This is a genomic window from Pyxidicoccus sp. MSG2 (genome assembly GCF_026626705.1).
Taxonomy (GTDB): domain Bacteria; phylum Myxococcota; class Myxococcia; order Myxococcales; family Myxococcaceae; genus Myxococcus.
In genome coordinates, this window is the sequence record NZ_JAPNKC010000001.1 from 9,551,265 (window position 1) to 9,563,915 (window position 12,651).

The 12,651-nt window shown below is 72.2% G+C and carries 7 protein-coding genes; 3 read left to right on the plus strand and 4 right to left on the minus strand.

Annotation, left to right across the window (positions count from 1 at the left end; genetic code table 11):
* Positions 1-5 precede the first annotated feature (5 nt).
* The 3 genes from OV427_RS37415 to OV427_RS37425 all read right to left on the minus strand — a co-directional run bounded on the left by OV427_RS37415 (position 6) and on the right by OV427_RS37425 (position 9,536).
* The gene (locus tag OV427_RS37415) at positions 6-3,701 is read right to left on the minus strand and encodes a serine/threonine-protein kinase (RefSeq protein WP_267861014.1); all 3,696 of its coding nucleotides are present in this window, start codon (positions 3,699-3,701) and stop codon (positions 6-8) included.
* A gap of 112 nt (positions 3,702-3,813) precedes the next feature.
* A complete protein-coding gene (locus tag OV427_RS37420) occupies positions 3,814-7,677 on the minus strand; it encodes a DUF4215 domain-containing protein (protein WP_267861015.1) in 3,864 nt (1,287 codons plus the stop codon).
* 11 nt (positions 7,678-7,688) lie between these two features.
* Positions 7,689-9,536 (minus strand): OmpA family protein, encoded by a 1,848-nt coding sequence (locus OV427_RS37425; RefSeq protein ID WP_267861016.1) that lies wholly within the window; start codon positions 9,534-9,536, stop codon positions 7,689-7,691.
* 429 nt (positions 9,537-9,965) lie between these two features.
* Between OV427_RS37425 and OV427_RS37430 the strand changes: the two genes are divergently transcribed.
* From OV427_RS37430 to OV427_RS37440, 3 genes are all read left to right on the plus strand, one after another.
* Entirely contained in the window at positions 9,966-10,346 is a 381-nt protein-coding gene (locus OV427_RS37430) for a hypothetical protein (RefSeq protein ID WP_267861017.1), read from the plus strand.
* Positions 10,347-10,433: 87 nt separating this feature from the next.
* Positions 10,434-11,594: a GlxA family transcriptional regulator gene (locus OV427_RS37435; protein ID WP_267861018.1), complete on the plus strand. Its 1,161-nt coding sequence runs from the start codon at positions 10,434-10,436 to the stop codon at positions 11,592-11,594.
* Positions 11,591-12,187, plus strand: coding sequence for a DJ-1/PfpI family protein (locus OV427_RS37440; protein WP_267861019.1), 597 nt, complete (start codon positions 11,591-11,593; stop codon positions 12,185-12,187). The genes OV427_RS37435 and OV427_RS37440 overlap by 4 nt, the downstream gene beginning before the upstream one ends.
* Before the next feature lie 3 nt (positions 12,188-12,190).
* Here the strand turns inward: OV427_RS37440 and OV427_RS37445 are convergent, their stop codons facing one another.
* Positions 12,191-12,535: a hypothetical protein gene (locus OV427_RS37445; protein WP_267861020.1), complete on the minus strand. Its 345-nt coding sequence runs from the start codon at positions 12,533-12,535 to the stop codon at positions 12,191-12,193.
* Between the last annotated feature and the right edge of the window lie 116 nt (positions 12,536-12,651).

Genomic DNA, 12,651 nt, shown 5'->3' on the forward strand with positions numbered 1-12,651 from the left:
GTCGGTCAGGGCGTGGGAGGGCCCGCCAGCCGCTCCGGTGACGGAGGGAGCAGGCCCTGCCATGCGGGCACGAGGTGCGGGTTGTGGGCCAGGGCCCCCTCCAGGTCCTCCCGCGCCTCGTTGCTCCACGCCTGCCGTTGTTCGGCGGGCGCGCTCGTCCGGGCCAGTGCCAGCAGCAGGCTGGCGCGCAGCACCCGCGCCCGTGTCCAGCGGGGTCGCGCGGCCAGCACGTTCCCGGCCAGCTCCAGGCCTCGCTGCAACGCCGGGGTCGAATCTCCGCCCTGGCGCTCCTTCCACTCCGCCCACTGACGATGGAAGTGCCCGGCGGCCAGCCGGTAGTCCAGCTGCGCGGGTGCCAGCTCCAGCGCTTGTCGGAAGGCCGCTTCCGCCTCCTCGAAGTCCGCGTCCCGGGCCGAGCCTTGCCGGGCCAGCCACCGGGCCCGCACGGCACGTGCCTCGCCGAGGTACCGCCACGCGCTGCCCAGGCGCGGGTTCAGCGCATGCGCGCGCGCCAGCGCCTCCTCGGCGCGGGCCACGTCGCGCCGCGGGTCTCCTCCACGCTCCTGTGTCCACGTGGCATTCACGCCGTGCGCTCGCGCGAGGTTGGCCCAGAGGTCGGCATCGTCGGGCATCAGCTCGAGCGCGTGCGCGTAGGCCTCCACGGCCGCGCGGACGCTCGCCCCCGGGTCTTCGCGCTGGGCGAGCTGGAACGTGGCGCGCATGGCCCAGACCTCACCCAGGTTGTTGTAGCCGTAGGCCTGCTGCGGGGCCACCGTCCGCGCCTGCTCGAAGGCCCGCTGGGCCGCGGCGAGCAGGGGCTCGGGGTCGCCGCCGTCCTCCCAGTGCAGCTCCGCCTGCGACAGCAGCGTCGAGCCCAGCCCGTTGTGCAACTGCGGAAGCTTCGCGTTGACGGTCAGTCCCTGGCGGTAGAGCGCCTGCGCCTTCTCCAGGTCCGGGCCGGGGTCCTCGCCCCGGTCCAGGTGCCAGCGCGCGAGCTGCTCGGAGACGTCCGCGCCCTGGAAGCAGGCCGCGATGTTGCGTGGGTTGAGGGCCAGGGCCCGCTCGAGCGCCTCCCGCGCCCGCGTCAGGTCGCCCGGCGCATCCGGCGCGTGGGGATGCGCGGCCCGCTTGCCCAGGGCACTCCCCAGGTTGATCCACGCATCCGGATATTGCTCTCGCAGGCGGATGGCCGCGCGGTACTCCCCGATGGCCCGGTCCTGGTGGGCGAGCGGGTCCTCTCCGTGCTCGGCCTCGTAGTCGGCCCACACCTGGTACGTCAGGCCGAGGTTGATGTGGAAGGAGTAGTCACGCTCCTCGGGGAGGAGGCGCTCGAAGGACTCGATGGACAGCCGGAGCTGCTCCCGAGGGTCCTGTCCCTGCCGCTGCCGGTGTCGCGCCCAGACCCGGTACGTCAGGGCCAGCTCCAGTGGCACGCGGGCTCCGGGAGTCGCCACCGCCTGCGCGGCGCTCGCGGCGTCGATGCCCTTCTGCAACAGCGGCTCCACGTCCGTGCTCCCCTTCAGGATGCGCTGCTCCGCGAGCCGGCGGTGGAACCTCGCCATCCCCATCAGCGCGCGGACGTCGTCTGGCGCTGCCGCGAGCGCACGCGACATGGACTCCAGCCCACGCTCGTAGGGAGGCAGGACGTTGCCTTCGCCATACTGCTCCATGACGAGCGCGGCCAGCTCCAGCCGTCCCAGTGCGTAGTGCGCGGCGGGCTGGCTGTCGGCGATGGTGATGGCGGTGGCGTAGGCCTGGCGCCCGGCGTCCAGGTCCACCTGCGAGCCGGCGCCGTCGCCCGTGTTCCAGCGCTGCGTGGCCCGGGCGAGGAGGACGTCGCCGCGCAGCAGCGGCGCCTCGTAGAACCACGGCTGCGCGCGCCCCATCGCGTCCAGGTGCGCCAGCGCCTCCTCGTGGCGGTCCTCGTAGAAGGCGAACAGCGCCCGCACGTAGAGGGGCGGGGCGGGGACGTCCGGCCCTTCCGCCTGGCGGAGGTACACGAGCGCCGGGTCCCTGTAGCGCTGCTCCAGTTCGCGGCGGCGGGCCTCGCGCGCCTCGGGAGTGCGGCGCTCCACGTCCAGGAGGAGCTGCTCGCGGTACTGCTCTCCCAGCACCCACGCGAGCGCCCAGGCCACGCGGGGCTCGCGGAAGCCGAGCGCCCAGGCGGACTCGAGCCGCTTGCGCGCGCCCTCGCGGTCGTCCAGCACGAGCAGCGCGCGACCCATCGCGTACTGGCCGGGGCCCCGCGCCTGCGGCCCGGCCTCGCGCACCTCGTCCTCCAGCGCGTCCATGCTCGCGCGCAGCGCCCGCCGGTCCTCGCGCGTGTCGTGCAGCGGTGAGAGCGCGGAGTAGCGCGCCGAGGCTTCGATTCGCTCCACGCGCTCGGTGAAGCGGCGAGCCAGCCGCTCGCGCTCGGCGACTTCACTTCGCGCCAGCACCGCCTGCCCCAGGGCCAGCGTCACCACCGTCAGCGCGGCGGCGCCCAGCGCCAGGGCCACCCGGTGCTTGCGGGCCTTCCTGCGCAGCCGGTAGCCGAGCCCGCGGCGCGCCAGCACCGGCTCGCCTTCGAGGAAGCGGCCCAGGTCCTCCGCCAGCGCGCGCGCCGAGTCGTAGCGGGCTGGCCGCTCCTTCTCCAGGCACTTGAGGACGATGGCCTCCAGGTCCTCGGGGATGTCCGCGTCCAGAGTGCGCGGCGGCGGGGGCTCCTCCGTCTGGAGGCGGGTGAGGACCTCTGCTTCCGTGTCACCGGGGAAGGGCGGGCGCCCGGTGAGCAGCAGATACAGCGTGGCGCCCAGGGCGTAGACGTCCACGCGGCGGTCCAACCGGGACACCTCGCCCCGGGCCTGCTCCGGCGCCATGTAGTGCGGCGTGCCCAGCACCTGGTGCGAGGCGCCGCCTTCGTCCCGTCCCTCGCGCGCCAGGCCGAAGTCCATGACGAAGGGCGAAAGGCCGCCGTCCTCGGTGCGCTCCACCACGATGTTGCCGGGCTTGATGTCGCGGTGGATGAGGCCGGCGCGGTGGGCCGCGTGCACGCCCTCGGCGGCCTGGCGCAGCACCAGCACCTTCTGCTCCAGCGTGAGCGTGCCCGCGAGCTGCCCCAGCGTCCGGCCGTCCACGTACCGCATGGCGATGTAGCCGCGGCCGCTCACCTCGCCGACCTCGTACACCTCGCATACGCGCTCGTGCCGCACGCGCGCCTGGGCGCGGGCCTCCGACAGGAAGCGTCGGGCCTGCTCCGGGTGTGCGCCGCGCACGAACTTCAGCGCCACGTTGCGCCGCAGCATCGGGTCATACGCCAGGAACACCTGCCCCATGCCGCCCTGGCCGAGGAAGCGCACCGGCTGGTAGCGCTCCCACTCCGGCACGGGGAAGTCGGGCAGCCCGACCGCGCCGACCGCCACCACCTCGCCAGGGGCTCCGGGGGTGGGCGGTGTCAGCGTGTCGGCCTCCTCGGGCTGTACGCCACCGCTGTCCGTGTCCCCCCCGTCCGCGCGCGCCCGGGGTGTCAGCTCCTCGCGCAGCAGGTGCAGGGTGTCCTCCGTGAGGCGGCCCCGCTCCCTCAGCAGTTGCAGGGGGCCGCGTTCCAACCGGAGTGCCTCTTCGCGCAGGGCGGCGGCCTCCTCATGGGAGACCAGCCCTTCATCCAGCGCGAGGAGCAGCTCCTCCTCCAGCAACTCGTTTTCACGGCCCACCGCATGCACCGGGGCAGCATACGGGCTGGCCCCGGTGCGGCGGGAGGCCCGCCGGAAGGTCCTCAGGCCCAGGGGGGAGGTAGGGCCCGGTGAGGGGAGGTGGACCTTCCGGCGGTCTCGACTACTTCCGCGCACCCTCCGGCCGGCGGTTGCGCCGACGGAGGCCGAGCAGGGCCAGCAGGGCCAGTCCGGACGAGGCCGGCGCCGCGCTGCATCCGCCACCCGCGAAGGCGCGGGTGATTTCCTCCACCGTCCAGCTGTAGACGGCGGGCGAGGCATCCACGTTGCCCGCCGTGTCCACGGAGCGCACGCGCAGGGTGTGCTCACCCAGCGCCACGTCGTAGTTGTCCTCGCACGGGGCGTAGGCGCCGCCGTCCAGGCTGCACTCGTAGCGCACGTCGTCCTCGGTGGAGGCGTAGTCGAACGAGGCGTCCCCGTTGGTGGTGAGCGAGCGCGGCCCGCGGGGGATGGAGGTGTCCGGCGCCTGGGTGTCGATGGCGAAGGTGTCCGTGTTCGACACGGGGCTGGTGTTGCCGGCCGCGTCGGTGGCCGTGGCCGTCACGGAGTGCTGGCCGTCCGCCATGGGGGCGGTCGGCACGCAGCTCCATGCGCCGGTGTCACTGGCGACGGCCGTGCAGATGACCGTGTTGCCCTCGCGCACCGTCACCGTGCTGCCCGGCTCCGCCGTGCCCGTCAGCGTGGGCCTGGAGGTGGACAGCACCGAGCCCGGGGTGGGGCCGGTGATGACCGGTGCGGCGGGCGGCGTGGTGTCGACCGGGGTGGGGCCGCGGACGGTGATGTTCACCGCCGGGGCCGGCTCCGTGGCGCTCAGGGTGGTGGAGGTGAGCACCACCGAGTGCGTGCCGTCCGCGACATCTCCCAGGTCACACGTCCAGTGGCCCGTGGCGTCCACGACGGCGGTGCAGGCGGGCGTGTTGCTCCCGTCGACGTAGACGATGACGGTGGCGCCCGGCGAACCGGTGCCGCCGATGGTGCCCTCCGTGGTGCCGCCCGTACCAGGGCTGGTGAGCACCGGGATGAGCTGGCAGATGGACAGCGCGTCCACGCGGTACGTCACCGCCGTCTCGGTGTTGTTGTTCAGGCCGCAGTCGGTGTCCACCAGGGCCAGGCGCACGTCGCCTGTGGCCGCGTTGAAGTCACGCGACAGCGGGAAGCCCAGCGTCATGGCGGCGTTGCGCGTGCTGGAGACAGGCCCACCCACCGGGACGGCGCCCTGCGAGAAGGCCTGCGCCCCGGTGCCCGGGTTGACGTTGACGCCGAAGATGCCCGGGTACCAGCTGCTGGTACCCGAGTAGCTGACGGCGCCGGACACGTAGTGCATGCGGTAGCGGCCCGGAACGGTCAGCGCGGCCTGGACGGCGCCGGCGGGCAGGGACGGGCTGTTGATGTCCGACACCTGCGTGCACTGGCTGCGGCCCAGGCGGGTGAAGAAGGTGCTCACCCCCGTGTTCTTGCAGCCGTACCCGCTCTCGGTGGTGCAGGTGGCGCTGCAGCCGTCGCCCGCGGTGGTGTTGCCGTCGTCGCACGCCTCGGCGGCGGCCTTGACGCCGTCGCCGCACGTCACCGCGCACACCGACGGGTTGCCGGAGCAGCTGTAGCCCGCCTCGAGGGTGCAGGACGCGCCGCAGCCGTCGCCGGTGGCGGTGTTGCCGTCGTCGCACAGCTCGCCCTCGTCGAGGGCGCCGTTGCCGCAGTTGGTGAGGACGTCGCAGCGGTTGGTGGAGGGGTTGCAGTAGCCGCTGTCGCAGACGCCGGAGGCCGCGCACGTCTGGCCAATCTCCCACAAGCAGCGCGGAGAGCAGGTGTCGCCGCTGTTCAGGTTGCCGTCGTCGCACACCTCGCTGCCCGCGACGACGCCGTCACCGCACGAGGTGCTGCAGACGCTGGGCTGGCCGATGCACGAGTAGCCGCTCTCCTGGGCGCAGGTGTTGCTGCACCCGTCGTTGTTCGTCTGGTTTCCGTCGTCGCACTGCTCGCCGGACTGGAGGGTGCCGTTGCCGCACGTCGCCACGCAGGGCTGGCCCGGGGTGGGGCACGTGTAGGGCGGCTCCACGGCGGCGCAGGTCGAGTTGCAGCCGTCGCCGTTGTTGGTGTTGCCGTCGTCGCAGGCCTCGGCGCCCGCGGTGATGCCGTCGCCGCAGAGGGTGTCGCAGTCGCTGGGCTGGCCCGAGCAGCTGTAGCCGGTCTCCACGCGGCAGCCCGGCGAGCAGCCGTCGTTGCCGGCGGTGTTGCTGTCGTCGCACGTCTCGTTCGCGTCCAGCGTGCCGTTGCCGCACGTCTGGGTGCACACGGAAGCGCCGTTCGCCGGGGTGCTGCACGCGTAGCCCGGCTCGACGCGGCACTCGGTGGCGCAGCCGTCCCCCGGGTTCAGGTTGCCGTCATCGCACTGCTCGCCCGGGTTCACCGTGCCGTTGCCACACGTCTTCGCGCAGGGCTGGCCCACGGTGGGGCAGGAGTAGCCCAGCTCCAGGGTGCAGGCGATGGAGCAGCCGTCGTTCTGCTGGGTGTTGCCGTCGTCGCACAGCTCGCCCGAGTCCAGCCGGCTGTTGCCGCACAGGGGGGCGCACACGGACGGGGCGCCCGCGCACTCGTAGCCGCTCTCGATGCGGCACGCCGCGGAGCAGCCGTCCGAGCCGTTCTGGTTGCCGTCGTCGCACTGCTCGCCAGCGTTGATGGCGCCGTTGCCGCACGTCTGCACGCAGGCCTGGCCCGGGGTGGGGCAGGCATGGCCGGCCTCGACGCGGCAGCTCGCGTTGCAGCCGTCGCCCGCGGAGGTGTTGCCGTCGTCGCACTGCTCACCGGGGTTCAGCGCGCCGTTGCCGCACGTCCTGGCACAGGTGCTGGGCGCGCCCGTGCAGCCGTAGCCCGGCTCGATGGCGCAGGTGGCGCTGCAGCCGTCGTTGCTGGTGGTGTTGCCGTCGTCGCAGTCCTCGCGCAGGGAGACGACGCCGTCGCCGCAGCGGTCGTCGTACGCGTCCACGAAGAGGTAGCGGAAGGCGTTGGGCTCGGTGGTCTCGTTCTCGTTGCACAGCTCGATGCGGTTGAGGCCCGTGCGCCAGGGGGCGGTGGTGCCGAACTCGCGGAAGATGTTCTTCTGCCAGGGCTGGCCACCCGGGTCGTTCACCGTGACGGGCGTGACGGCCGTGCCGTTCACCCGCGCGCTGTCGAAGGCGTTGTCGTTGAACGTCGCCAGGCGCAGGCGGAACTGGGCGATGTTCGTCGTCGAGGGAACGATGAAGTCCTGGTACACGCAGGTGCTCTCGCCCAGGGGCGCCCGCATGTAGCGCGCCGTCTGGATTTCCTGCGGCCAGTCCTGGGCGTCGCGCACGTCGGTGACGGCGCCCGTCGTCGTGCCCCTGTAGAACCAGTGCGGGTCCGCGCCGGACTCCAGGCGGCGGTTGTTCTGGTCCACGCCGGTGTTGAACACCGCGACACCCGCCCTCACGCAGCGGCTGGGGCTGCCCGCGCAGGCGAAGCCGGGCTCCACCTCGCACTGGCGGCTGCAGCCGTCGCCCTCGAAGCGGTTGCCGTCGTCGCAGATTTCCTGGTCGAAGTTGGGCCACGGGCGGTTGTTGAAGGCACCGTTACCGCACAGGGACAGGTCACAGGTGGCGGTGCAGCCGTTGGCGCCCGCCGCGGTGTTGCCGTCGTCGCAGGCCTCGCCGGAGTTGGTGACGTCGTTGCCGCACAGGCTCGCCAGGGAGCAGGCGCGGCCGGGGACGTGACAGAGGTAGCCCGACTCGATGGCGCCGGCGGCGGAACAGCCGTCGCCGGACACCGTGTTGCCGTCGTCACATTGCTCGCCGGGCTGGATCCGCCCGTCGCCGACGACCGCCGACGACTGGCTGGCCAGCATGGGGCCGGAGGTGGAGGGCTGCCCGGCGACGTCCGCCTCGCAGCCCGTCAGGGTGGACACCAGCGCGAGCGCCAGTGCCGCCGCCTTCAGGAAGACACGTGTAGTCATGGATTCTGGCCTCACTTCTCGATGGTGTCGGCGGTGGGGTTGCCCTGCTGCGTCGTCACGCCGACGGCGTCACCGACAATGTGGAACTCCACGCGGCGGTTCTTCGCGCGGCCTTCCTTGGTCTTGTTGTCCGCGATGGGCTTCTCGGGGCCGAAGCCCTTCGGCTCCAGGCGCTCGACCGCCACCGACTTGCCCACCAGGTACTTCACCACCGCCTCCGCGCGGCGCTGGGACAGGTCGCGGTTGTAGTCGGCGTTGCCGGTGTTGTCGGTGTGGCCCTCGATGCGCATCTTCTCGATTTCAGGATGCGTGGCGAGGATGTTGGCCACCGTGTCGAGCAGCTTGAAGCTGCGCGGGCTGATGAGGTCCTTGTTGTTCTCGAAGTAGACCGTCTCGAGGACGCGAATCTGGCCCTCGCCAATCTGCGCCAACTGCTTGCTCTTGCAGCCGTGGTTCTTCTCGGTGCCCGGCTCGTCGGGGCAGTTGTCCAGCCGGTCCACGAGGCCGTCGCTGTCACGGTCCTTGTCCGGGCAGCCGCGGTTCTCCTTCGGGCCCGCCTCGTTGATGCAGGCGTCGCGCGCGTCGGCGATGCCGTCCGCGTCGTTGTCCGGGTCCGGGCAGCCGTTGGTGTCCTCGAAGCCGTCCGCGTCCTCCGCCTCGCGCGGGCAGGAGTCCTTGGAGTCGGCGATGCCGTCCTTGTCGGTGTCCGGGTCGTCCGGGCAGCCGTCTTCATCTTCGAAGCCGTTCGTGTTCTCCGGCTGGGAGGCGCAGCGGTCGGCCAGGTTGAGGATGCCGTCCTGGTCGTCGTCGCCGTCCGCGCAGCCGTCGAGCTGGGCGAGGCCCTTGGAAGAGGGGCAGCGGTCCGCGACGTTCTTCACGCCGTCACCGTCCGCGTCGAGGTCGGGGCACCGCGCTACGTCGTACGACTGGCCCTCCACGCAGCGGGCCGCGCTGCCGGACTCCGGGCCGAAGGTCATGCCCGCGAGCACGCGGAAGTTCGGAGTGCCGGGCGTCTGGCCGAAGCCGGGGCCGCCCATGATGTACACCTCGGAGTCTGCGCCGGTGCGCGCACGCAGGCCGAGCAGCACCTCCATGGACTCCGGCGCGTCCGCGAACGGCAGGGTGCCGCGCACCACCAACTCCTCCTTGAGGCCGAAGAGGCCGGCGGAGAGGTTGACGCCGCCGTTCATCTCCACGCCCATCTCGTCGCGCAGCGGCTGCGTCGCGGGGGAAAGGGCGTACGTCTTGGTGCGCACCAGCGCGCCCACGTCCGCGCCCACGCGCCAGGTGCCGCCCAGCGCCTTGCCCAGGCCCACGCGCGGCGAGAAGACGAAGCCGTCGTCCTTGGTGAGCACCTCGGAGTTGCCCACGGGCAGCGCCACGCCCAGGTGCACGGCGAGGTCCAACGGCCCCTCATCCGCCTCGGAGAAGATGCCCGCACGGCCCTGCAGCCACGGGGTGCCGAGTCCCGCCGTCTCCGGCGTCGCCACGCCGAGCACCGAGGTGTCCGGGCCCCACTGCGTGACGATGGGCACCTGCGCGCCCAGCTCCAGCCAGTCGGTGACGGCATACGCGCCGCTCAGGTGCACCGTCACGCGGTCGCTGACGATGACGCCCTGCCGCTCGTCGCGCTCGAGGAGCACCAGCGGCTCGTTCTCGTAGTGCGCGGTGAGGGCGAGGCGATACTGGCCCTTGTCGAGCAGATCTCCGGTGGACAGCACGAGGCTGTCCTTCGCCGCGGGGTTGAGTTGCAGCCGCTCCAGCTCGATGCTGGGAATGCGCTGCGCCTGGGCCTGGACACTGGATGCCCAGAGGACCGCCAGTCCCCCAAGCCAGAAATGATTCCTACGTAGAAACAAGGCTTCCTCCACGTTCCGCGTGCCCCCCTCTGGTGCACGCGTCCCGCTCGCTGCTTACGGGGTTTGCGGCCCCTGTGCACGCATTGAGCCATGCGCAAGGGGGAGGCACCTTCCGAGGGAGATCTGCGCGAAACGGGCACCCGGGGCGCGCGGTGGGGCGGTTCCTGACGTGTCAAAGGCCCGGCGACACGTCACCCCGCGGCGCATTGACGCGTCAGCCAGGTGTCAGGACGGGTCTACACCCGTGCTGGAATCAGATTCTCAAAGACTGGGAGGCCCACCGCCTTGTTTGCGAGAGGCTTCTGTTGTCACCCCATGTCAGGGGCAACCCGGTGGACGGGGCTTCGCCCTGCCGCGAGTAGATGGGGAAGATCCGCGTCCCAGCCCCTCGGGGAGGTGCATCCCGGGCGGCCGCTCGTGGAGGGGAAGGTGGCCTTCGTGGACCGCACGCTGTGGGCCTCCGTGTACCGCGTCGCCATGGAGCCCTCGCGCCGCCGCGCGTCCCTGGCGGGACTCTCCATGGAGGCCCGCGAGCTGCTGACCTCCATTGAGCGGGACAGGGAGGTCCGGCTCGAAAAGGAAGGGTCATGGACCAAGGCCCGCCAGACGCTGCAGGAGCGGCTCCTCGTCCACTTCTCCGAGGCGCAGGAGGAGGACGGGCACCACGTCGCGGTGCTGCGCTCGTGGCGGACCTGGGCCCATCCGGCGCTCCGGGAGGAGGCGATGACGCTGTCCTACGAGGACGCGCTCGCCCGGCTGCGGGAGGCGTGCGGCGGAGCGCCCACCGGCCTGGGCCCGTGGGTGTTCTGAGCGACATCGACCTTTGCTGAGGCATGGCCGAAATCGTGGGCTCCACGTCCTTGCGGCCAGGACGCGAAGGGGCGCAATGTGCTTCGCATGAAGCGAGCACCCCAGCGCCCGGGGCCAGCCGCGTCCGCACGTCCCGGAACGCAGGGCCTCCCGACACTCCAGCGCCAACGGCCCGCGACGAGCAGGCCCCCCGGTACACGGGGCCTTCCCCTGCGCATCGCGCTGCTCGCCTTCGACGACGCGCAGGTCCTCGACGTCACCGGCCCGCTGGAGGTCTTCGGCCGTGCCTCGCGTCTGCTCCGGGAGCAGCACGGGGCCACGGGGGACCGGTATGCGCTGGAGCTTCTCAGCGCGCATGGCCCCGTGCTGCGCTCGTCGTCGGGCCTGCGCCTCGTCGCGGACGCGGTGCTCCCGCGCCGGCGCACGGGCCCCAGGCGCAGCACCTTCGACACGTTGCTCATCGCGGGCGGCCGGGGCGTGCGGCACGTGGCGGAGGACCCGCGCGTCCTCTCCTGGGTCCAGGCGCAGGCCCCGCGCGTGCGCCGGCTCGCGTCCGTCTGCACCGGCGCCTTCGTGCTCGCGGCAGCGGGGCTGCTCGACGGGCGGCGCGCCGTCACCCACTGGAGCGAGTGCGAGCAGCTCGCGCGGCGCTACCCGGAAGTCACCGTGGAGGAAGACCCCATCTTCATCCGGGACGGCCACGTCTACACGTCCGCGGGAGTCACCGCGGGCATGGACCTGGCGCTGGCCCTGGTGGAGGAGGACTGCGGCCGCGACGTGGCGATGGCGGTGGCGCGCGAGCTGGTGCTCTTCCTCCGCCGGCCCGGAGGCCAGTCGCAGTTCAGCGCGCAGCTCTCCGCGCAGACGGCCGAGCGCGAGCCCCTGCGCGACCTCCAGGCGTGGATGGTGGACCACCCTGGTGACGACCTGCGCATCCCCGCGCTGGCCCGCCGTGCCGCCATGAGCGAGCGCCACTTCCGCCGCGCCTTCACCGCCGATGTCGGCTGTCCTCCCGCCCGTTTCGTGGAGCAGGTGCGGGTGGACGCCGCGCGCCGGGCCCTCGAAGAAACAGCCGACGGCGTGGACGCCATCGCCGCGCGCCTGGGCTTCGGCACCTCCGAGTCCATGCGCCGCGCCTTCACACGCATCCTCCACATCAGCCCCACCGCCTATCGCGAGCGCTTCCGCGCCGCGAAGCCCACCCGCGAGCGCTTCCGCGCAGCAGAACCCAGGAGAAGCAGGTCATGACCCGTATCGGAATCGTGCTGTTCGACGGAGCAGAGGAGCTCGACTACGCCGGCCCGTGGGAGGTCTTCGCCGCGGCGGCGTACCTCCGCCCGGAGCTGAACATCGACGTCCGCACCTACGCGAAGGACGCCAACCCCATCCGCAGCGCCAAGGGCCTGCGCGTCATCCCCCACGCGAGCTTCGCGGAGGCGCCGCGCCTGGACGTGGTCCTCGCGCCGGGAGGGGAGGGACGCAAGCGGGAGATGCACGACGAGGGGATGCTCGGGTGGCTCCGCGCGAAGGGCGCCGAGGCGAAGTGGAACACCAGCGTCTGCACCGGCGCCTTCCTGCTGCACGCGGCGGGGCTCGCGAAGGGGCGCCGGATGACGACGCACTGGAGTGCCGTTGAAGAGCTGCGCGCCCGGGGCGACGTCACCGTGCTCGACGGCATCCGCTACGTCCGGGACGGCAACGTCGTCTCCGCGGCGGGAGTGTCCGCGGGCATCGACATGTCGCTGTGGCTGGTGGGACAGCTCTGGGAGCCGGCCTTCGCGCGGCAGGTCCAGCGCTACATCCAGTACGAGCCCGCGCCGCCGTACGCCGCGGAGACCTAGGCGCTACGCCGCCACGTCGAGAATCTCCAGCGCCTCGCGGACGCCGGGCATGGCGGCGAGCAGCTCGAACTCCGCCGCCTGGAGCATGGACACCCGGCGACCGGACATCCGGTCCATGAGCAGCTCGATGCGGTAGTCACCTGCTGGACTGACGCGGCGGGAGATTCGGGCGCGGCGGCCCTCGGCCTGACAGGCGAGGATATCGTTGCGCAGGCTACGCAGACGCCGGAATACCTTCAGCGCAAGACGCCCCTCGGGGGTGTCGAACGTGTGGAAGTGCCGATTTCTCGACAGGGGCTTGCTGGGGTCATGGAGCCTCTCGACGAGGCGCCGAACGAATGGGTCCATCGACGGGGGAGGATAACATCCGGTACCCTCGCGCTCAGCGATGCCCCGGCTTTTTTCGATCCGTCCCTGGACCCTGGCGCTCCTCCTCCCGCTTGCTTGCAGAGAGCCGGAGGTGG